A 20,423-nucleotide genomic window follows, 5' to 3' on the forward strand; every position below is an offset into this window, starting at 1 on the left:
GGCGCCAGCGGCAAACCTACGTTTCCGCGGCGGAACCGACGGTTCCAAAGTGCACACAACGGACGTTCGAACGTTGAAAACCAGAGCACGGCGTCGCGGCTTCAGCGGGCTGGACGGCAGCGAGGATCGTCAGCCGCAGCGGACTTCGCGATCCCCCGTCAGTCGGCCCTGTGACGCAGCGGCGCGGTAAGCGTCGATCGCCCGGTTGGCGAGCATCAATTGCCGGCGCTCACCGGTTCGAAGCTGGGCCTCGATGGCGTCGAGCAGGAAGTTCGCGCTCGCGTCCGGCGGCCCGAGCTCGCCGCTCTTCTCCAGGCAGCTCCAGGCGATGAAGAATGCGCTTTCGACGGTGCAACGGATCGACATGCGCAGCCAACGCGGCGCGGCCGCAGGCGTTCCGTGCGGCGGGCGAGACTTGCGTCGGACCCGCCGCGCCGCGGTCAGTTCTTCAGGACGATGCGGCCGACGACCTTGCCGGCACGCAATTCGTCGATCCATTTCTGCACGTCGCCCATCGGCTCCTCGCGCATCGGCGTCGGCTTGATCTTGCCGGCGCGGGCGAGCGCCATCAGCTCGTGAGCCTCCGCGAGCGTGCCGACCATGAAACCTTCGATGGTCATGCGCTTGTAGACCCACTGCACCATCGGCAGCGTGAACTGGCCGCCCATCAGGCCGGAGACCACGATCTTGCCGCCGCGCGCGGCAACGGCGACGGCAAAGGCCATCGACTTCTCGTTGCCGGCGAAATCGACGATCTCGTCGAAGCCGCCCTCGGTCTCCTTCAGGATGCGTTTGATCACGTCGGGCTCGGCCGGATCGTAGGCCACCGCGGCGCCGTTCTTGAGTGCGGTCTCGCGCGCGGCCGGCGAGAGGTCGGCGACCGTGATCGGCTGCTTGAACATCGCCTGCGCGAACGACAGGCCCATCATGCCGACGCCGCCGAGGCCGATCAGCAGCAAATTGCGCTGGCGCGGACGGTCGATCAGGCGCTTGAGCGCGCCATAGGCGGTGACGCCGGAGCACATCAGGGTGGCGGCCTGGTTGACGGGCAGGGGATCGTAGTCGAGCAGATATTTGGCGTCGGGGACCAGAACGTGGGTGGCGAAGCCGCCGTCGATGGAAACGCCGAGGAAGCGTTGCTTCACACAAAGATTCTCGTCGCCATTGGCGCAGTCGCGGCACTGGCCGCAGCCGATCCACGGAAACACCGCCTTCTTGGCGCCGACGAGGCTGGCCGGAACATCGGGGCCGACCTCGTCGACGACGCCCGCGATCTCGTGGCCGAGCGTGAAGGGCAGCGTCATGCCGCGCGTGGTGTCGAGCTTCTTGCCGCCGCCGAGATCGGCATAGCCGTCCTGGATGTGGAGATCGGAATGGCAGAGACCGCAGCGCTCGATGCGGACCAAGACCTCACGACCCTGCGGCTTGGGCGTCTCGACGATGGTCTCGCACAGCGGCGCATCGAACTTGACCAGGGACTGCCGACGCATCAACGCCATTTTCTTTCCTCCGGAATTCTTGGTTACTCAGTTTTCGCTGCGTATATCCGCCAATTCACGCGCCATGGCAACAAAGCCGGAGATGGGAATGGTCTCGGCGCGCCGCGTCGCGTCGACGCCGGCGGCTCGTGCAAGCCGTGCGGGGTCGACATTCAGTGATTTCAAGCTTTGCCGCAGCATTTTCCGGCGCTGGCCGAAGGCGGCGGCGGCGACCTGTTCGAGCATCCTGCGATCGCAGGCAAGCGGCTCTGCGCGCGGCTTGAGGCGCACGACCGAGGAGGTGACCTTCGGCGGCGGCACGAAGGCGGATGGCGCAATGTCGAACAGGATCTTGGTCTCGCAGCGCCAATTGGCGAGCACGCCGAGCCGGCCATAGGCCTCCTCGTCCTCGCGCGCGACGATGCGCTCGCCGACCTCGCGCTGGAACATCAGCACCATCATCTCGTACCAGGGCGGCCACGGCTCGGTAATGAGCCAGTTGATGAGAAGCTGGGTCGCGATGTTGTAGGGCAGGTTGGCGACGATCTTGGCGCGTTCGCCCGCGAGCAGCGGGCGTGGATCGAAGGTCATGGCATCGCCATGCACGAGCTCGAGTCTGCCCGGGTAGCGCGCGGAAATATCCTGCAAGGCCGGGATCGCGCGCTCGTCGTGCTCGATGGCGATGACGCGGCGGGCGCCGAGCGCGAGCAGCGCCCGCGTCAGCCCGCCCGGGCCGGGGCCGATCTCGACGATGGTGGAATCCTCGAGCGGTGCGGCCGCACGCGCGATGCGCGCGGTGAGATTGAGGTCCAGCAGGAAGTTCTGGCCGAGCGATTTGCGCGCCGACAGCGCGTGCTGGCGAATGACCTCGCGCAGCGGCGGGAGGTCGTCGATCGCGCTCATCAGCTTGTCGCAGCCGCCATGCGGCTGGCGAGCCGCAGCGCGGCGATCAGGCTCGCCGGATTGGCCTTGCCCGTGCCGGCGATGTCGAAGGCGGTGCCGTGATCGGGCGATGTGCGGAGGAAGGGCAGTCCGAGCGTGACGTTGACGGCGTCATCGAAGGCGACGGTCTTGATCGGGATCAGCGCCTGGTCGTGATACATGCAGATCGCGCAATCATAGGTCCGTCGCGCCGCCTCGTGGAACATGGTGTCGGCGGGCAGCGGCCCTCTGGCCTCGATGCCGTCGTTGCGCAGCGCTTTCAGCGCCGGGACGATGACGGTCTGCTCCTCGTGGCCGAGCGAGCCGTCCTCGCCGGCATGGGGATTGAGACCGGAGACCGCGATGCGCGGCCTTGCGATGCCGAAGCGGGACTTCAGCTCGGTGGCGACGATGCGGACGGTCGAGACGATCAGCTCGCTGGTGAGCTCGCCCAGCGCATCGCGCAGCGAGACGTGGATGGTCACGGGCACGACGGCGAGCTGGGGCGACCACAGCATCATCACCGGCTGCGGCACGCGGCCGTTCTCCGCGGCGAGCTCGGCGAGGAATTCGGTATGGCCGGGATGACGGAAGCCGGCGCGGTAGAGCACGCTCTTGGCGATCGGGTTGGTGACGACGGCGCCGGCACGGCCCGCGCGCACGTCGAGGACCGCCTGCCGGATCGAGGCGAGCGCGGCCGGCGCGCTGGATGAATCGGGCTTGCCGGGCTCGGCGGTGGCGCGCTCGCCGATCGCGACCACGGGCAAGGCGTCCGTGAACGCGGAACCCGCTTCACTGGGGCCCACCGCGGCGATCCTGATATCGGCGCCGAGCGCCTTGGCGCGGCGCGCGATCAGGGCCTCGTCGCCGAGCAGATAGAAGGCGGGCAGGTTCAGCTCGCCCCGCCTGAGCCAGGCCGCGATCGTGATGTCGGGGCCGATGCCGGCGGGCTCTCCCAGGGTGAGGGCAAGGGGCTTGGCTGCAAGGGGCTTGGTTGCAAGAGGCTTGGCTGCGGACTCGGTGGAGGGCTCTGAGAAGGGCTTAGCCATCAGCGGTTGCGATATTCGATCATCGCCGCCTTGCGCAGCTCGTCGAGATAGGCCTTCTGCGTCTTCTCGTACTTCTCCTGATACATCTTCTCGCGGACCTCACGCTTCTTCGGCGTGTCGATCATGGTCGGCTTGCGCGAGCACAGCACCACCATCTCGATGCCGTTCTTGGTCATCTCGGGCGCGGTCAGGCGGCCGATCGGGGTGTCGTCGAGCACCTTGCGCAGCGGCTCCGGCAGCTCCGCGGTGGTCTTGGTGACGGTGTCGCGGATGGTCGCGTTCGGGGTCGAGCGGAACAGCGAATTGGCCTCCTCGCAGCTCCCGACGCGGGCCCGATAGGACTCGGCTTCTTTCTTCCGGGTTTCCAGGAACGCCGCCGACGAGCCGCGCGGCACGATCAGCACGATCGGCTGCATCTTGTACTCGGTGCCCTCGATCTGAAGCTTTTCGCCGGTCTGCGCCTGCACGGCCTGCGCGACGTCGCGCTCGCCGACCAGCAGCTTCTCCTTGAAGCGGCCGCGCACGAGGCTGCCCCAGACCATCTCGGCCCTCATGCGGCTCTTCAGCGTCTCCGGGCGGACGCCCTTGGATTCGAGCGACTTGGTGAGCTGATCCGGCGTGATGCGCATGCGCTGCGCCATGCCGTCATAGGACTGGTTGATGTCGGACACGCTGGGATCGACACCGTATTTCTTGCCTTCCTTGATCTTGACCTTGTCGTCGATCAGCACGTTGATGACCTCCTGCCGGCTGGGGGTCTTCTGTGTCGACAGCTGGTCGAGCTTGATGCGCTGCTCGATGTCGAAATCGGTGATGGGATCGCCGTTGACCATCACGGCGATGTTCTGCGCGCGCGACGGCGAGGGCAGGGCGGCCAAGATCAGCCCGGCACCGATGGCGAGAAGGAGGCGGAAGACAGGCAATGGCGTCGTCATGATGTCGCTCGCATGTCGGCCGCGTCGAGATAGGGCAAACGCGGCCGGCACTTCAAACCATTTACTGGAGGCCGGCGGAACTGCTGGAGGTCGTTGAGTTCGCCAGCGTGCGCAGGCCGATTTGGAACATGAACGCGTGGCTCAGCGTGGGCGGTGCGGTGCCCGCCGAATAGCTATACGAAGTTACGTAATTAGCCGCCAGCACGAAGCAATCGTCGACATAGCCGGCACCGAGCACATATTGGTTGATCTTGTTGGCCTCGAGGTCCCAGCGCGCCGAGCCCGACACCACCCAGTTGGTCGCAACCTTCAGCGAGCCCGTGGTCAGGATGCCCTCGCGGCGGGTCAGATAGCCCAGCTCCGGCTGCTCTGCGTAATTGCCGTACAACACGCTGACCGACCAGCGATTGAAGTTGGCGCGGCCTTCCGCCTCGAAGCGCTGCACGTTCCAGGTCTGCTCGTCCATGCGGGAGCGGACGCTGAACGTGTAGGTGCTGTTCGGCGAGTAGTTGGCGCTCGCAACGTAATCCGACCGCGGCTTGTCGAGGCCGGAGTTCAGGCCGGTATTGATGGCATCCTGCACCGTGAAGGAGTTCAGGCCGAAGAGGTGGTAGGACTGGCCGAACAGCACCTTGACGGCGCCGCCCCTGTCGAACTGCGTGGTGGACTGCACGCCGACATTGGCGCGGCCGCCGCCCTCGACGCGGTCGTAGCCGGAGAACTTGTCGACGCTGAACAGGTTCGAGGCGTCGAACACCAGGCTCTGGGCGTCCTCGTTCGGCAGCCTGCCGGCATAGGTCTCGTTCGGCCGGATGATGATCTGCGCGATCGGCTCGAGGGTGGTCGAGCCCCAGGGCTGAACGTTGATGAAGGGATAGCGGTACTCCAGGCCCAGGGTCGGCATCAGGCGGAACGCCTCGGTGTCGCCGACGGGCAGGTAGTTCGACACGCCGGGCTGGTTGGAGACCGAGGACCTGATCGCGTCGGCACGCAGGCTCGCGAACGGCGTCCAGATCTGGCCGAACGGGTCGGTGAAGGACTTGCGCCACTGCGCTTCCGCGGTGAGGCGGGTGTAGGTGCCGGGGAAGCCGCGCAGCAGGCACTGCGAGGGCATCCGCGCCAGCGGATCGGCCGATGCCGTGGTGCACAGGCTGTTGGTGTTGGCGAGCGTCGTGATCGGGTCGAACACCGCATCGTCGCGCGACAGGTTCACGAAATTGGTCTTGTAGCTGACCTCGCCGCCGAAGACGGGATAGTTGAGCACGTTGGAATAGTCGATCACCGGGTAGACGATCGGCACCTGGCTCTGGTTGCCCGAATAGCTCAGCCAGTACATCGTGCGCGCATCGAAGAAGCTGCGGTTGCCGACGCCGGTCAGATAGAGCTGCGACAGCGCTTCCGTCGGCAGCAACAGGAACGAGCCGAGCGGATCGCGGTACTGGTAGAGCCGGTAGTCCGAAAAGAAGTAGTAGTCGGACATCAGCACGCCGTCCCAGCCCCAGACCCATTTGTCGTTGAGGGCGAACTGACCCTTGGTGTCGATGGCGCCGCGGAACTCGCGGTCGCCGGGCAGCCCCGCGAATGCTCCGGGATCGAGCTGGTAGATGCCGTAGGCACGGATCTGGTAGGCGCCGTCGATCAGGCGCTGGCGGAATTCGCCCTGCACCAGCGCGCCTTGCCGCGACAAGAAGCGCGGGGTGATGGTCGCGTCCATGTCGGGCGCAATCGCCCAGTAATAGGGAACCTCGACGCCATAGCCCGTTCTGTCCGTGCCCGAAATATAGCCCGGCATCAGGAAGCCGGATTTACGCTTCACCGTCGGGTCGGGCGTCGAGAAATAGGGCATGTAGGCGAGCGGCACGCCGAAGAACTCGATCTGTGCCGTCTCGAAATACAGCATCTTCTCCTGCTGGTCGTGGATGATGCGGGCACCCTTGACCTGCCACAGCGGCGGCTTCTTCGGATCGTCCTTACACGGCGCGCAGGCCGTGTAGACGCCGTTCTCGAACACCGTGTAATTGCCGCTGGAGCGGTCGGCGCGGCTCGCGGCCATGCGCGTCTGGTCCGCCGTGTCCACGCGCAGCGAATCGACGAAACCGTCGCGGTAATCGTCGGAGAGATCCAGGATCTCGGCATAGGTGATCTTGCCGTCGGCATCCGTCATGCGGATGTTGCCCTCGGCATGCAGCCGCTTGGTCTTCTGGTCGTAGATGACCCGGTCGGCCTCGACGCTGGTGCCGTTGTAGAACAGCTGCACGTTACCGACCGCGGAGACGCGCGAGTTGTTGTAGTCGTAGTTCACCTCGGTGGCCTGAACCAGCATCTGGTTGTCGTTGGGGGCCTTTGGCGGCTTCGCACGCGGCGGCAGCGGATTGTAGGTGAAGCTCTGGGCCTTCGCCGGCGCCACGGCGGCAGCGTCGATCAAGCCGCCGAGCGAGGCAGCCGCGACGACGGCAATCAGGAGCCTGCGGACGGACAAGTCGCGCCCGTTCGCGCGCACCCATGTGCGCCGCGTCAAACGAGACACGTGCCCTCGGCGGACGGCAGTCACTATCCGTCCTCCTGATAGAGCAAGGCCAAAAAGCCGGTGAGGCCGCCCACCACAACGGGCAACCACGCCGCAGCGATCGGATGCATCAACTCAGCCTTGCTCAAGTCCTCAGTTACTTTCGACAGAACGTAGAGCAGAAAGCCTGCGCCCACGCCACTCAAAACCATCTTCTGCACGCCGCCCATCCGGAAGAAGCGCAACGACACGGAGGCCGCGAGCATCACCATGGCTGCGAGCAAAAACGGCTGTGCCAGAAGCTTCTGATACTGGAGTCGGTATCCCGCTGTCGCGAAGCCCGAGCTTTCGGAGGAGCGGATGTAGCTCGGTAGTTGCCAAAAGGACACAGTCTCGGGGGTGGAAAAGCTGTTGCGGACCTGCGCCTCGGTCAGCGTGGTCGGAATTTCCAGGGTGGCCTGGTCGATCGGCGGTCCGTCCAGCGAGAAGCGGCGGACGCCCTTGAACAGCCAGCGGCCGGCATCCAGCGTCGCCTCGCGCGCCTCGACCCGCTCCTTGAAGTGCTGGTCCTGGTCGAACCGGAACAGCGTCAGCCCGGTCAGCCGGATGCCCTGCTGCTCGCTGCGCGCCGCATTGATGATGGTCTGCCCGTCGCTGGTCATCTGGTTGAGCCAGAAGCCGGAGGCGTCCTGGATGCCGCCGCCGGGTGCGGAGCCGAACAGCTCGGCCTCCATGCGCTTGGACAGCTCGCGCAAATTGGCCGACATCGGATTGTAGGCGACGGTGGCGATCACGCCGATCAGGAGCGCGCTGCCGAGCGCGGGCGCGATGAACTGCCAGGCGGAGATGCCCGCGGCGCGCGCCACCACGAGCTCGAGCCGGCGGGAGAGGGCGAGATAGCAGGTCATGGCGCCGATCAGCATGCAGAACGGCGTCAGCTTCTCCAGGAGCTGCGGCACCCGGAACAGCGAGGTCTCGGCCACCATGAGCGCGGAGGCGGATGCAAGGCCCGAGGTCTTGCGCACCATCTCGATGTAGTCGACCAGCACCAGCAGCAGGAAAATGCCGCCGAAGACGCCGAGCGCCGCGACCACGAAGCGGCCGGCGAAATAGCGCCCCAGTGTGTTGGTGAGCATGCTCATGCGGTGGCCGGACGTCCGAACAGCCGTGCGATCCGTGCATTCGACCGGTTGATGGCCTCCATCAGGCCGGGAGGCGGCTCGACCACGACACCGCGGATGATCATCCACAGCCCGACGCCGATGGCGCCGAAAACCATCGCATATTGAGCCAGCACCGCGCCCGGCGACTTCACCGCCATCACCGAGCAGGCGAAACCGGCCATGCGCAGGCCGAACACCGCCACGATCGAGGAGGCGATGGAGAAGTTGCGGCTCTGGCGAGTGGTGCGCGGCGCTCCGAGAAAGGCAAAGGTCAGCACCGCAAAGGCGAACGGATACATCGGCGCGAGCAGGCTGTCATGCAAGGCCGCGCGGAACTGCCCTGGAATCTGCTTGTAGACGGGATCGTTGTCGGATGGCGAGAACAGCTCCCAGAGATAGCGCTCGCGGATGCCGAGGGTGACGTCGCGGCCCTTGGCGAATTTCGACATGTCGAAGCCGTAGCGGCCGAAGGCCACGAGCGCCGGATCGCGCTTGCCCGCCTCGAAGCGCTGGAGATTGCCGGTTTCCAGCACCAGGAACGAGCCGGTCTCGTTCTTTACGACCTCGCCGTGCTCGGCGACGATCGAGACGCGCTCGTTCGGATCGCGGCGGTCGTCGATGAAGATGCCGGCGAGGATGCCGCCCGGTTGGCGTTCGCGAATCCGGATCGTGAGGTTCTCGTCGAGCCGGGCGAAGCGGCCGGGCTGCAGGATGTTGGTGAGCACGTCCGCGGTGATCTCGGCATCCCACTGCTTGATGCGCCGCATCCCGTCTGGGGCGAGATAGGCCGCGATGAAGGCGACCAGCAGCGCCACCACGCAGGTGGCATACAAGAACGGAACGAACAGCCGGATCGGCGAGAAGCCGGCGGCATTCATCACGATGATCTCGGAATCGGTCGCGAGCTTGTTCAGTGTGTGCGAGATCGCGATCATCAGCGCGATCGGCGAGATGATCAGGACCAGGGCCGGGATCACGAGGCTGGTGATGCCGAGGAAGGTGAGGATGGTCTGACCCTGGCTCGTCATCAGGTCGATGCCGCGCAACGCCTGCGTAATCCAGATCACGCCGGTGAGGCTGACCAGGACCAACGCAAACGACGCCAGCGTCGTGCGGAAGATATACCTATCGATCGACCCCATGCGCTACCGCACGAATTCCCACCAAGCCCCAATTCCGATCGGAATTCCGGCTGCCCAACCAATCCCCGATCAGGGGATCCCCAAGGTCGGCCAGCAGCTCTTCCGCCAGTTCATCCTCTCACTACCATCCCTTTGATCCGTCAACAAAATGGCTGCCCCGTGGCACCCTCATCATATGGTTAATATTTCGCTGTTGTGGCGTGGGGGCCACGGCGGAGCTTGGCATCTGCCGGGCGGGTGGCCCATAGTGGGGGACGCCTCAGTGAATCGCCGTTCAGCTCCGGTTGTGGCTGGAAACGCCCGAACGACGAAAAGCCCCATCTTTTGGAGGAGTTATCCATGTCCGATGCCATCAAGGTCGGCTTTGTCCCGCTGTCTGCCGCCCCTCGTGGCATCCTGGTCGTGTTCTGCGACGACGGCCTGAAGCTCGGTCCGGCGACGGTCAAGGCCCTCGGCGGCGCTGCCGAGATCGTGAAGCGCGCCGCGGCTGCCGCCGCCTTCAAGGGCAAGAGCGCGGCTGCGCTGGACATTCTGGCGCCGGAGGGGGTGAAGGCCACCCGGCTGATCGTGATCGGCGCGGGCAAGGCGACCGGCCTCAAGATCAACGATTTCCTCAAGTTCGGCGGGGTGGCGGCCAGCAAGCTGCCCGCTGGCACCAGCGCCATGACCATCCTGGCGGAGCTGCCCGGTGGCGCCATGACGAGCGAGCAGGCGGTTGCGATCGCCTCGGGCCTGCGCCTGCGCGCTTACAAATTCGATCGCTACAAAACCAAGAAAAAGGAGGGCGAGGAGGGTGGCGCGCGCGCCGACGTCTCGCTGGCGGTCGGCGATGCCGGTGCGGCGAAGAAGGCGTTTGCGGCGGCCGGGCATGTCGTCGACGGCGTGATCATCGCACGCGACCTCGTCAACGAGCCGCCGAACGTGCTTTTCCCGGAGGAATTCGCGCGCAGAGCCGGTCAGCTGCGCAAGCTCGGCGTCAAGGTCGAGGTACTCGACGTCAAGGCGATGCAGAAGCTCGGCATGGGCGCGCTGCTCGGTGTCGGCCAGGGCTCGGCGCGGCCGAGCCGTACCGTGATCATGCGCTGGGACGGCGCCAAGAAGGGCGAGGCCCCCGTCGCCTTCGTCGGCAAGGGCGTCTGCTTCGACACCGGCGGCATCTCGATCAAGCCGGCCGGCAGCATGGAGGACATGAAGGGCGACATGGGCGGCGCGGCCTGCGTCGTCGGCCTGATGCACGCGCTCGCAGCGCGTAAAGCGCGGGTCAACGCGGTCGGCGCCATCGGCCTCGTCGAGAACATGCCCGACGGCAACGCGCAGCGGCCGGGCGACATCGTCACCTCGATGTCCGGCCAGACCATCGAGATCATCAACACCGACGCGGAGGGCCGCCTCGTGCTCGCCGACGTGCTCTGGTACGTCGCCAAGAAGGTGAAGCCGAAATTCATGGTCGATCTGGCGACGCTGACCGGCGCGATCATGGTGGCGCTTGGCACCGAGCATGCCGGCATGTTCTCCAACAACGACGAACTGGCCGAAAGGCTGCTCACGGCCGGCATCGAGAGCGGGGAGAAGGTCTGGCGCATGCCGCTCGGCCCGGAATACGACAAGCTGATCGATTCCCAGTTTGCCGACATGAAGAACACCGGGGGCCGCCATGGCGGCTCGATCACCGCCGCGCAGTTCCTGCAGCGTTTCGTCGATGGTGTGCCCTGGGCCCATCTCGATATCGCCGGCACCGCCATGGGCGCGCCGAAAACCGACATCAACCAGAGCTGGGGCAGCGGCTACGGCGTCCGCCTGCTCGACCGCCTGGTCGCCGACCATTACGAGCGCAAATGACCCGACATGACTGAAGTGCTGTTCTACCACCTGCAAAACATGACGGTGGAGAATGTGTTGCCGCCGCTTCTGGAGAAATCGCTCGAGCGCGGCTGGCGCGTCGTGGTGCAGTCGACCTCGGAGGAGCGCGCCGATGCGCTCGACTCGCATTTGTGGACCTATCGCGACGATTCATTCCTGCCGCACGCGACATGGCGGGTGAACGATGTTGCCGACCAGCCGATCGTGCTGGCGATCGAGGGCGGCAATCCCAATGGGGCCAATGTCCGCTTCCTGATCGACAACGCCGCGCTGCCGGAGGACGCGCAGAGCTATGAACGCATGGTGCTGCTGTTCGACGGCGACGATCCCGACGCGCTAGCGCTCGCCCGTGCGGCCTGGACGGATTGCAAGGCGCGGGGATTTGATGTCACCTATTGGCAGGCCGACGACCGCGGCCGGTGGCAGAAGCGCAATTAGCCGCAATTAATGATAATTTGCACTTTTCGGGCAATGCTGGCTTTGGCCACCTTGGTGCCGCAAAGGGATGTTGGGACGATCGTTTAGGGCTGGTCCTTCACGCGGGGAATTCGTTTATCGTGCGACATCAAAAGCTTCCCGGCTCGCTCATGATTGCGCTCGTTGCCGTGGCACCGCTGGTCGCGGGCTGTTCGGGCGCGACCGATCTGCTGTCGAAGGACGCCGAATGGTTCCAGAAACCGGGGCGCATCTTCATCAAGAACATCTCGATCGAATCGCCGCCGCTGACCCCCGACAAGCCGGTGCGGGCTGAGGATCTCGTCAGCGCCGACGGCGCCTGTCCCGGCATGGCGCCGCCGCCCGGACCGGCCGATGCCAATGCCTCGACGACGGCACCGATGGGCGGCACGGTCGCGCTCGGCCACACCGAATGCGACGTGGTGCGCGGCATCGGCGCGCCCTCGACCGTCAACCTCTCCAACGACGCTGGCGGCCGCCGCGTCGCCGTCGTCACCTGGACCACCGGCCCGCGCGCCGGCATCTACACGTTCACGGCTGGACGTCTGTCCTCGATCGAAGGCAATCCGGACCCGCAGCCGATGCCGAGGGCGGCCAAGCCGAAGAAGAAGCAGGCTTAGGCGGGATCACTTCCGGCGCAGTCGAACGGAAGAATCTTCGCGCTCAGAGGATCGGCTTGGTGGTGAGGCGATCAGGCTGGCGAGCGCGGAAACGGCCCTTCATCTTGAGGCCGTCACGCATGTTGAGACCGAGCAGAACGATGTTCGCTGCTCCGGCGACCAATTCGAAAGTCTGCACGGCGTAGAACGTGGTGTCGAACTCCGCGGCCTTCGCCTTGGAGGCAAGAAACAACGCGGCTGGAATCAGAACCAGGATGCCGTTGCCGGCAATGAACGGCATACGTTTGATTTTCGCACCGATCAGGCCGGCGCGCCGCTGCTTTGCCAGCACGAATCCTGAGCCTCCCGTCGCCGCAAGCATCGGAATGAGTAACAGGAAGCCCCACGGTATCGCGGTCTTCACCATGGCGACGGTCTCGTGCGACGCGAAGAGCTCGCTGAGAGCCGTGGAAAGCCAAAAGGTCGCAATGGTGATCAGTGCGACCGCTCCGGCGAACGGGTGGATGATCTTGGTCATCGGGTCTGCCGTTTCAAAGCGGGCTACGCAACGCAAATGCCTGATACCGCAACTTTCTGGAACAGGTGCGGGGAGGCGACGGCGGATGCGGGGTAAGCCGAGATCTTCGACCTGAACTCGGGGTGCGTGAACGCAGCCCGGAAGTCGGCATTCGTCTGCCAAACTGCGTAGTTCAGATACGTGGGGCTTTCGCCGATCGCCCGATGAAGTTGGGTGGAGATGAAGCCGGGCTGCCGCTTCATGAAGGCGGCATCGTCCTGCCAGACCTGGAGAAAGCTTTGTTCGTCGGCCTTGTCGAGCGTGAACAGATTCACCAGCACCAAAGGGCCGGTGTCGATGCCGAGCTGACGCTCGATGGGAAAGTCAGGGTCCAGTGGGCGTAAGCGTGCCATGACGAACTCCGTCGAGATGGTTTTATGATGTCGTTATGGTACTATATGCAATCTAGTAATTTGACATCATGATGTCAATAACTGTCTATGGTGACGGATGCGGAAATCCCAACGGACGCCGTCCGGCGACGCCCTGACGAACCTCATGCTTGACTTGTTCCGGCTGAACAGCCTGCTCCTGACCGCAGGGGACCGTTTGGTGGCCCCGCTCGGGCTCACCAGCGCCCGCTGGCAGATTCTCGGCGCCATCGTGCAGGCAGAGCGACCGCAGCCGGTAGCCTGGCTCGCCCGCGATCTCGGCGGCAATCGCCAGAACGTGCAGCGGATCGTCAACGACCTCCATGCGGAAGGCCTCGTTGCCTTCGAGGCCAATCCGCATCACCGCCGCGCACAGCTCGTCGTCCTCACCGACAAGGGGCGGCGCGCTTTCGATGCCGCCATGGCTTTGCAGATGCCGTGGGTCAACAGCCTTTCCGAAGGGCTTGCGGTCAAGGATCTGCAGCGGGTTCATCGCATCGTCGCGGCACTCCGTAACAAGCTCGAGAGCGATGCCGAGGCGCAGACGTGAGGTGGGCGATGGCGAGGCCGCGTGCAGGTCGCATGTCCTCCATCGAAGGCAATCCGGACCAGCAGCCGATGCCGAGGGCAGCCAAGTCCGAAGAGGAAGCAGACGTAAGGTAACGGCTACGGCCGTCCCTTCATTGCATCTTCGAACAACAGGATCTGACCGCTCAGTCCCCTGAATGTAGTTTTCTCGGGCCAAATTTTCTCGAGCTCGCCGAGCAGATGGCGGGTGAGCGGCTTCCAGTCCCAACCCGACCTTAGAGAATAGATGCTGAGGGTCATGCCTTCATCCGCACGAGTAGGATGGATACGAGCGAGCCACGGCTCGTCGTCCACGCTGATGCTGATTCCGGCATCGTTGCACAGGCTTACGCTCCGCCATATGACGTTTCCATCCTGGCTGTGTACGTCGCGCCGAATTGATAGCGCTTGCGCTTGACCGAAGTCGGCGAAGGTTTGCTCGAGTTTTTTCCATTCTTCGGGCGGCACCCTTAGATTTGCATGGACTTGTAGTCGGACGGGCGTGCGGCTGTCCCGGAAGAGATTGTGGCAGCTTTTGTCTCTTACGACGACCGGCAGGACGAAGACGCCGCATGTCAGAAGGACGGCTGCAGAAACGACACGCCATGATCGTTCATCAGACCCGGATATTCGTATGGCGGCCCAAAAGGTGAGGCCGCCAACAAGGCCCAACGAACCCAGGAGTCCTAAGGTGCTGACGTACTCGATCCAACCAAACGGGGGTGGTGCGCCGTTGAACCAATTGATCGTTGTCGGCGTGCCGCCACCGATCATGGAAATCAATGCTAGGACGCCGAATGGCATTGCCCCAACGGCGAAACCTCCGAGAGCGCAGGCCGCAATCCCGACGTGCGATCGCTTGCGGCTGATGAGAAGATAGAGGGGAAGACCGAGCAGCACTGCGTGCGCCGTTGCGACCATGAACGTCGTCATGGTCAGGTTCAGGCCTTGCGTGATCACGACGATATTGATCGTCTCTTCGATCTGCATGAAAGATGGGATGACGAACGCAATGGTCGCAGCGAACGCCGCAAGTAGAGCCGCAGCCAATAGATGCAAATGCCGCTGAAATCGCATGTCGAGTGGTGGCCCAGATTGTCGTGATCCCACAACTGACAACTTAAAGCATGATGCGGAAAAAGGGCGAAGCGGTTTTCCGGAGAGTTCATGCGCAGCGAACAGCCAAAAGCGTGACAGCTCAGGATCTCGTCGCGCATTAGCGCACCGCCTGATCAATTGCCGGCTGCTTGCCACGGGCCCGGTCGCAGTCGCTCAGATATCCGTCTGCGTTGGTGGCCCGACCATAATCGTGATCGCAACACTCCTGCTGACGTCGCTTTCGTGATGGCCGCGCGCCCCGGAATGCGCTTTGATGGCGCAAACAACAATCCGGAGGAAACTAATGCGGTTCATTGCCCTCGCATCGGCGCTGCTTTTGCCGCTCGGTGCGGCATTCGCCCAGGACTATCCGACCCGGCCCATCACCATGCTGGTTCCATTCGCGGCGGGCGGGCCGACCGACACCATCGCGCGCCTGACCGCGGCCGGCATGGCGAAATCGCTGGGACAGCAGGTCATCGTCGAGAACGCGACCGGTGCCGGCGGCACCATCGGCACGACCCGCGCTGCGCGCGCCCAGCCGGACGGCTACACGCTGCTGATCCATCACGTCGGCATCTCGACCGCGGCGACGCTCTACCGCAACCTCAGCTACGACACCAAGACGGCCTTTGCGCCGATCGGGCTCGTGACCAACGCGCCGATGACCATCATTGCGCGGCCCGATTTCCCGGCCAACACGCTCAAGGAGCTCGTCGCCTACGCCCAGCAGCAGGGCGACAAGCTGACCTACGCCAACGCCGGCCTGGGTGCGGCCTCCCATCTGTGCGGCATGCTGTTCATGACCGCGATCCAGAAGCAGCTCACGACGGTGCCCTACAAGGGCAACGGCCCGATCATGAACGATCTGCTCGGCAAGCAGATCGATCTCACCTGCGACCAGGCGACGAACACGACCGGGCCGATCACGGCCAAGCAGGTCAAGGCCTACGCGATCACCACCAAGGAGCGGCTGAAGAGCCTGCCCGATCTGCCGACGGCCGACGAGGCCGGCCTGAAGGGTTTCGAGCTCGGTGTCTGGCACGGCATCTATGCGCCCAAGGGCACGCCGCCGGCGGTCGTTCAGAAGCTGACGGCGGCGCTGCAGACCGCGCTCAAGGATCCCGCGCTGATCGCCCGGTTCAACGACATCAACACCGAGCCGGTCCCGCAGGACAAGGCGACACCGGAGGCGTTGGGCGCGATGCTGACCAGCGAGATCGACCGCTGGGCGCCGATCATCAAGGCCGCCGGGCAATACGCGGATTGAGCTATTGCGTCCCGCCGGGCTTGAAGGCGGAGCGGGCAAAAAGCAGCTTGTTCAAAGGCTCGCTTGCCGGTGCCATAGTGCCGGTACTGTGCATGGGGTTGTTTTGCACGTTTGGTTGGAGCGCGGAGGAGCGCTAGCCCGCCGCCTCGTCGAACTGCGCGCTCGCCTCGAGCCATTGCTCCTCGGCGCGCGCCAGCGCGTCGGCGGCATTGGCGCGCGCCTTCGACAGCTGCGCCGCCTGCTTGGGATCGCGCGTAAAGATGTCGGGCAGGGCCAGCGCCGTGTCGATCTTGGCGATGATCTCGCTGACGCGGGCGATCTCGGCCTCGGCTTCCGCAATGCGCTTCTTCAAGCCTCCGCGATTGTCCGCTTTCGGCCGCTGCGGTTTCTCAGGCGTCGCGCTGCGCTCGCGCGGGGCCTCCGCGTTGCGCGTGGACAGCACCAGGCGACGATACTCGTCGAGGTCGCCGTCGTAATTGGTGACGGTGCGGTCGGCGACGATCCAGAGCCGATCGGCGCAGGCCTCGATCAGATAGCGGTCGTGCGAGACCATGATCACCGCGCCGGGAAACTCGTTGATCGCTTCCGCGAGCGCGCCGCGGCTGTCGATGTCGAGATGGTTGGTCGGCTCGTCCAGGATGATCATGTTGGGGCCGAAGAAAGTCGCAAGCCCCAGCAGCAGGCGCGCCTTCTCGCCGCCCGACAATTTGCCGGCCTTGGTGTCGGCCGCCTTGCCGGAGAAGCCGATCGCGCCGGCGCGGGCGCGCACCTTGGCTTCGGGCGCATCGCCCATCAGCTTGCGGACGTGGTCGTAGGCGGAGGCGTCCTCGTTGAGCTCGTCGAGCTGGTGCTGCGCGAAATAGGCGATCGACAGCTTGTCGGCGCGCGTCACCTTGCCCGAGAACGGCGCGAGCCGTCCCGCGAGCAGTTTCACAAGCGTCGACTTGCCGTTGCCGTTGGCGCCCAGCAGCGCGATGCGGTCGTCGTTGTCGATGCGCAAGGTGACGCGATTGAGCACGGGGCTCGCCGGGTCGTAGCCGACCGAGGCGTTGTCGACGGCGATGATCGGCGGCGACAGAATCTTTTCCGGCGCCGGGAAGCTGATCTCGCGCACGTCCTCGGTGACCAGCGCCGTGATCGGCTTCAGCCGCTCCAGCATCTTGACGCGAGACTGTGCCTGGCGGGCCTTGGACGCCTTGGCCTTGAAACGATCGACGAAGGACTGCAGGCGAGCGCGCTCGGCCTCCTGGCGCTTGACCGCCTTGGCGTCGAGCAGCTCGCGCGCGGCGCGCTGCTCCTCGAAAGAGGAGTAGCTGCCCTTGTAGAGCGTGAGCTTGCCGCGCTCGAGGTGCAGGATCTGGTCGACCGAGCTTTCCAGGAGGTCGCGGTCGTGGCTGATCACGATCACGGTGCGCGGATAATGCGCAAGGTGATCCTCCAGCCACAGCGTGCCTTCGAGGTCGAGATAGTTGGTGGGCTCGTCGAGCAGCAGAAGGTCGGGCGCCGCGAACAGCGTTGCGGCGAGCGCGACGCGCATGCGCCAGCCGCCGGAGAACTCGGCGCAGGGGCGGAGCTGATCGGCGGCGGAGAAGCCGAGGCCGGAGAGGATCGCGGCCGCGCGGCTCGGCGCCGAGTGCGCGTCGATGTCGACGAGGCGGGTCTGGATCTCGGCGATGCGGTGCGGATCGGTCGCGTGCTCGGCTTCATTGAGCAGCGCGTCGCGTTCGAGGTCGGCCTTGAGCACGACCGAGATCAGGCTTTCGGGACCGTTCGGCGCTTCCTGCGCAAGGCTGCCGATGCGCCAGCGCGGCGGCAGGGTCACCGAGCCGTGCTCGGCCGCAAGCTCGCCGCGGATCACCTTGAACAGCGTCGACTTGCCGGTGCCGTTGCGTCCGACCAGGCCGACGCGCGATCCGGGCGTGATCTGCACGGAACTCTGGTCGATCAAAAGGCGTCCGGCGAGGCGGATGGAGAGGTCGTTGATGGCGAGCATGCGGCCTTGTCACCGCAAGGCGCGGCGAACGCAACTCGTTTTTCCGTTAGTGCGTCTCGCGCTCGCGCCGCCGCAGCTCGTTCAGGAGCTTCTCGAGATGGGTCGGCAGGCGCGGCTCGGGCCGGAGGCTCTGCTGCAGCCGTTCGCCCACGGCATCGCAAATCGAGCGGCTGGTGCGCCGGTCGATCTGTTCGCTGTCATTGGCAAAAGGCCCAGCCATCGCAAGGTTCCGTGTTCTCGAAGTAAAGACACGGTACCAAGTCATTGCCGGCCAAATGGTTTCGCTGGCTGTAGGGAAAGCAGGGCATTCTCGTAAAAATTGTATGAGCGGCGCCTTGTACACTCAAGGCAAAGCCCCGGCGGGGGGAGCGCCGGGGCTTCTCTTGGAAGGTACCTTGGGGGCTTAGGTAGCCTTCGGAAGGTGCTGACGGATTCAGTAGCAGCGGTTGATCAGCCGCCAGCGGGGTCCCCAGGGGGTCGGGACCAGCCGGCGCACATAGCAGCCGCCATAACCGTAGGAGACGGGACCGCCGGCGTAGAAGCGCGGTCCGCCCCAGCCATGGCCGTGGTGATGGCCGTGGTGATGGTGCGCGTGCCCGTGGTGCCGGCCACCGCCATGCCCGCCGCCTTGCCAATGAGCGGAGGCAGAGGTCGGCGCCAGCGCAGCTCCCAGCGCGACCGCGGCGACAGCGGCAAGCGAAAGTTTCCTCAACATGGTTATCTCCTGAAGACTGCCAGCGCGGGGCTATCGCGCCGATTGAAAGGCCGCCGAAACGGTCCGCCTGAGGTCAGGCTTCGGTTTCGATGGGCCCAACCTTACGCCGGGGAAGCTGAACCGGATCCTGACGGCGGTTTCAGATTGGGTTCATCTGGGTGAAATTGTCGTCATCCAGCGGATCGGGAGCCATCCCCTCGCGGAAACCGCCTATGAGGCTGTTCCGCGGTCGCTTGCCGTCCGGCAAAGGCGCCGATATAAGCCCCGCAACCCCGAACCCCCGCTTTCTCCCCAAGGACAAGATCATGGCCATCGAACGCACTTTCTCGATCATCAAGCCCGACGCGACCGAGCGTAATCTGACCGGCGCAGTCAACGCCGTGATCGAGAAGGCGGGCCTGCGCATCGTCGCGCAGAAGCGCATCCGCATGACCAAGGAGCAGGCCGAGACCTTCTATGCCGTCCACAAGGCGCGCCCCTTCTTCGGCGAGCTCGTCGAATTCATGACCTCCGGCCCGGTCGTGGTTCAGGTCCTGGAAGGCGAGGGCGCGATCGCCAAGTACCGCGAGGTGATGGGCGCGACCGATCCGTCCAAGGCTGCCGAGGGCACCGTGCGCAAGCTCTACGCCAAGTCGATCGGCGAGAACTCGGTGCACGGTTCGGATGCGCCGGAGACCGCCGCGATCGAGATCGCGCAGTTCTTCTCGGGTAACGAGATCGTCGGCTGATCCAGTCGGCAGACTAGAGGCGACCGGCGAAGGGACTCATTGTGGACTGGCTCTGGCAGATCTTCGATCCCGCTACGATCGGGAGCTTCTTTACCCAGTTCCGCAACGAGATGGCCGCACCGACTTTCTGGATCGCGGTCGGCAAGATCATCTGGATCAACATCCTGCTCTCCGGCGACAACGCGCTGGTGATTGCGCTCGCGTGCCGCGGTCTGTCGCCGCGGCATCGGCTCTGGGGCATGATCTTCGGCGCCGGCGCAGCGGTGATGCTCCGGATCATCTTCACCGGCATCGTCGCCACCCTGATGGAGCTGGCGTACCTCAAGCTGGTCGGCGGCCTTGCGCTGATCGTGATCGCGGCAAAGCTCCTGGTGCCGGAGAACGAGGACGAGAACGACGTCGACGCTGCCGCGCATCTGTGGCACGCCATCCAGATCGTCGTGGTGGCCGACATCGTCATGAGTCTCGATAACGTCATTGCTGTCGCTGCCGCGGCCAATGGCAGCGTGCCGCTGCTGATCCTCGGCCTTACCATCAGCGTGCCGCTGATCGTCGCCGGCGCCGCGCTGATCATGGCACTGCTCACAAAGCTCCCGGTGCTGGTCTGGGCCGGTGCGGCGCTGCTCGGCTGGATCGCGGGCGAGGTGATGGCGACCGATCCCGGGGTCACGCCGCGGCTGCACGCGCTGTTCGAGGGGCCGTTCGGCGCCTCGCTCGACGCCATGCTCGGGGTCTCGCGCATCCCGCCGCAATTCGGCCATGGCGGGGCCGGCGGCGAGTATTTCTGTGCCGTGATCGGAGTCGTCGTCGTGCTGGTGGTCGGCACCATCTGGCGCCGGCGCAGTCTCACCGCGGCCGCCCTCGAATCCTCCGAACGGCACGCCAAGGCCTCCGCGGAGTGACGTTGAAGCGCTCATCGGTGCGGCCGCCCCTCCAGCGATGAGAGGCGTCCACATCACTGGGGCGCTTCCCGCGTTGGCAGGACGCGAGCGATC

At 65.0% G+C, this 20,423-nt stretch carries 21 protein-coding genes; 7 read left to right on the plus strand and 14 right to left on the minus strand.

All coding sequences use genetic code 11. The features are described from left to right. Positions 1-129 precede the first annotated feature (129 nt). From N2605_RS14630 to lptF, 8 genes are all read right to left on the minus strand, one after another. A complete protein-coding gene (locus N2605_RS14630; RefSeq protein WP_036000665.1) occupies positions 130-366 on the minus strand; it encodes a hypothetical protein in 237 nt (78 codons plus the stop codon). 74 nt (positions 367-440) lie between these two features. Then, positions 441-1,499: an alcohol dehydrogenase gene (locus tag N2605_RS14635; RefSeq protein WP_225141633.1), complete on the minus strand. Its 1,059-nt coding sequence runs from the start codon at positions 1,497-1,499 to the stop codon at positions 441-443. A 27-nt stretch (positions 1,500-1,526) separates the two neighbouring features. Beyond that, positions 1,527-2,381 (minus strand): 16S rRNA (adenine(1518)-N(6)/adenine(1519)-N(6))-dimethyltransferase RsmA, encoded by an 855-nt coding sequence (gene rsmA, locus N2605_RS14640; protein WP_225141635.1) that lies wholly within the window; start codon positions 2,379-2,381, stop codon positions 1,527-1,529. After that, positions 2,381-3,448 (minus strand): 4-hydroxythreonine-4-phosphate dehydrogenase PdxA, encoded by a 1,068-nt coding sequence (gene pdxA, locus N2605_RS14645; protein WP_225141637.1) that lies wholly within the window; start codon positions 3,446-3,448, stop codon positions 2,381-2,383. Before pdxA ends, rsmA begins: the two co-directional genes overlap by 1 nt. Next, positions 3,448-4,383, minus strand: coding sequence for a peptidylprolyl isomerase family protein (locus N2605_RS14650; RefSeq protein ID WP_036000650.1), 936 nt, complete (start codon positions 4,381-4,383; stop codon positions 3,448-3,450). Before N2605_RS14650 ends, pdxA begins: the two co-directional genes overlap by 1 nt. 61 nt (positions 4,384-4,444) lie before the next feature. Further along, a complete protein-coding gene (locus N2605_RS14655) occupies positions 4,445-6,901 on the minus strand; it encodes an LPS-assembly protein LptD (protein ID WP_425248858.1) in 2,457 nt (818 codons plus the stop codon). A gap of 32 nt (positions 6,902-6,933) precedes the next feature. Then, on the minus strand, positions 6,934-8,031 hold the full coding sequence (gene lptG, locus N2605_RS14660; protein WP_036000645.1) for an LPS export ABC transporter permease LptG: 1,098 nt from the start codon (positions 8,029-8,031) through the stop codon (positions 6,934-6,936). Next, on the minus strand, positions 8,028-9,194 hold the full coding sequence (gene lptF, locus N2605_RS14665; protein ID WP_109143997.1) for an LPS export ABC transporter permease LptF: 1,167 nt from the start codon (positions 9,192-9,194) through the stop codon (positions 8,028-8,030). Before lptF ends, lptG begins: the two co-directional genes overlap by 4 nt. A 339-nt stretch (positions 9,195-9,533) precedes the next feature. Here lptF and N2605_RS14670 point away from each other — a divergent pair, with 339 nt between their 5' ends. From N2605_RS14670 to N2605_RS14680, 3 genes are all read left to right on the plus strand, one after another. Next, positions 9,534-11,033, plus strand: coding sequence for a leucyl aminopeptidase (locus N2605_RS14670; protein ID WP_260347139.1), 1,500 nt, complete (start codon positions 9,534-9,536; stop codon positions 11,031-11,033). Positions 11,034-11,039: 6 nt separating this feature from the next. Then, positions 11,040-11,492 carry a DNA polymerase III subunit chi gene (locus tag N2605_RS14675; RefSeq protein ID WP_260347140.1) on the plus strand — a complete coding sequence of 151 codons (453 nt, stop codon included), beginning with the start codon at positions 11,040-11,042 and terminating at the stop codon, positions 11,490-11,492. A gap of 149 nt (positions 11,493-11,641) precedes the next feature. Then, entirely contained in the window at positions 11,642-12,130 is a 489-nt protein-coding gene (locus tag N2605_RS14680; protein ID WP_260347141.1) for a hypothetical protein, read from the plus strand. Positions 12,131-12,173: 43 nt separating this feature from the next. On the opposite strand, the gene N2605_RS14685 is transcribed toward N2605_RS14680, so the two are convergent. Next, positions 12,174-12,647 (minus strand): hypothetical protein, encoded by a 474-nt coding sequence (locus N2605_RS14685; RefSeq protein ID WP_260347142.1) that lies wholly within the window; start codon positions 12,645-12,647, stop codon positions 12,174-12,176. A gap of 23 nt (positions 12,648-12,670) precedes the next feature. Further along, on the minus strand, positions 12,671-13,039 hold the full coding sequence (locus tag N2605_RS14690) for an antibiotic biosynthesis monooxygenase family protein (protein ID WP_260347143.1): 369 nt from the start codon (positions 13,037-13,039) through the stop codon (positions 12,671-12,673). Between the two features lie 97 nt (positions 13,040-13,136). Between N2605_RS14690 and N2605_RS14695 the strand changes: the two genes are divergently transcribed. Beyond that, positions 13,137-13,607: a MarR family winged helix-turn-helix transcriptional regulator gene (locus N2605_RS14695; RefSeq protein ID WP_260347144.1), complete on the plus strand. Its 471-nt coding sequence runs from the start codon at positions 13,137-13,139 to the stop codon at positions 13,605-13,607. 116 nt (positions 13,608-13,723) lie between these two features. Here N2605_RS14695 and N2605_RS14700 read toward each other — a convergent pair whose 3' ends face one another. Continuing rightward, positions 13,724-14,701, minus strand: coding sequence for a hypothetical protein (locus N2605_RS14700; RefSeq protein WP_141697615.1), 978 nt, complete (start codon positions 14,699-14,701; stop codon positions 13,724-13,726). A 325-nt stretch (positions 14,702-15,026) separates the two neighbouring features. On the opposite strand from N2605_RS14700, the gene N2605_RS14705 reads away from it, so the two are divergent. Next, positions 15,027-15,992: a tripartite tricarboxylate transporter substrate-binding protein gene (locus tag N2605_RS14705; protein WP_225150952.1), complete on the plus strand. Its 966-nt coding sequence runs from the start codon at positions 15,027-15,029 to the stop codon at positions 15,990-15,992. Between the two features lie 133 nt (positions 15,993-16,125). Here the strand turns inward: N2605_RS14705 and N2605_RS14710 are convergent, their stop codons facing one another. The 3 genes from N2605_RS14710 to N2605_RS14720 form a co-directional block, all read right to left on the minus strand. Further along, positions 16,126-17,985, minus strand: coding sequence for an ABC-F family ATP-binding cassette domain-containing protein (locus N2605_RS14710; protein ID WP_260347145.1), 1,860 nt, complete (start codon positions 17,983-17,985; stop codon positions 16,126-16,128). Positions 17,986-18,031: 46 nt separating this feature from the next. Next, a complete protein-coding gene (locus tag N2605_RS14715; RefSeq protein ID WP_225149509.1) occupies positions 18,032-18,205 on the minus strand; it encodes a hypothetical protein in 174 nt (57 codons plus the stop codon). 213 nt (positions 18,206-18,418) lie between these two features. After that, entirely contained in the window at positions 18,419-18,700 is a 282-nt protein-coding gene (locus N2605_RS14720) for a sulfur globule protein precursor (RefSeq protein WP_074447892.1), read from the minus strand. Between the two features lie 305 nt (positions 18,701-19,005). Here N2605_RS14720 and ndk point away from each other — a divergent pair, with 305 nt between their 5' ends. Both ndk and N2605_RS14730 read left to right on the plus strand, forming a co-directional pair. Beyond that, positions 19,006-19,428: a nucleoside-diphosphate kinase gene (ndk, locus tag N2605_RS14725; protein WP_036000620.1), complete on the plus strand. Its 423-nt coding sequence runs from the start codon at positions 19,006-19,008 to the stop codon at positions 19,426-19,428. A gap of 41 nt (positions 19,429-19,469) precedes the next feature. After that, on the plus strand, positions 19,470-20,330 hold the full coding sequence (locus N2605_RS14730; RefSeq protein ID WP_225146665.1) for a TerC family protein: 861 nt from the start codon (positions 19,470-19,472) through the stop codon (positions 20,328-20,330). Positions 20,331-20,423 lie beyond the last annotated feature (93 nt).

This window comes from Bradyrhizobium yuanmingense (genome assembly GCF_025200905.1).
Classification (GTDB): Bacteria; Pseudomonadota; Alphaproteobacteria; order Rhizobiales; family Xanthobacteraceae; genus Bradyrhizobium; species Bradyrhizobium yuanmingense.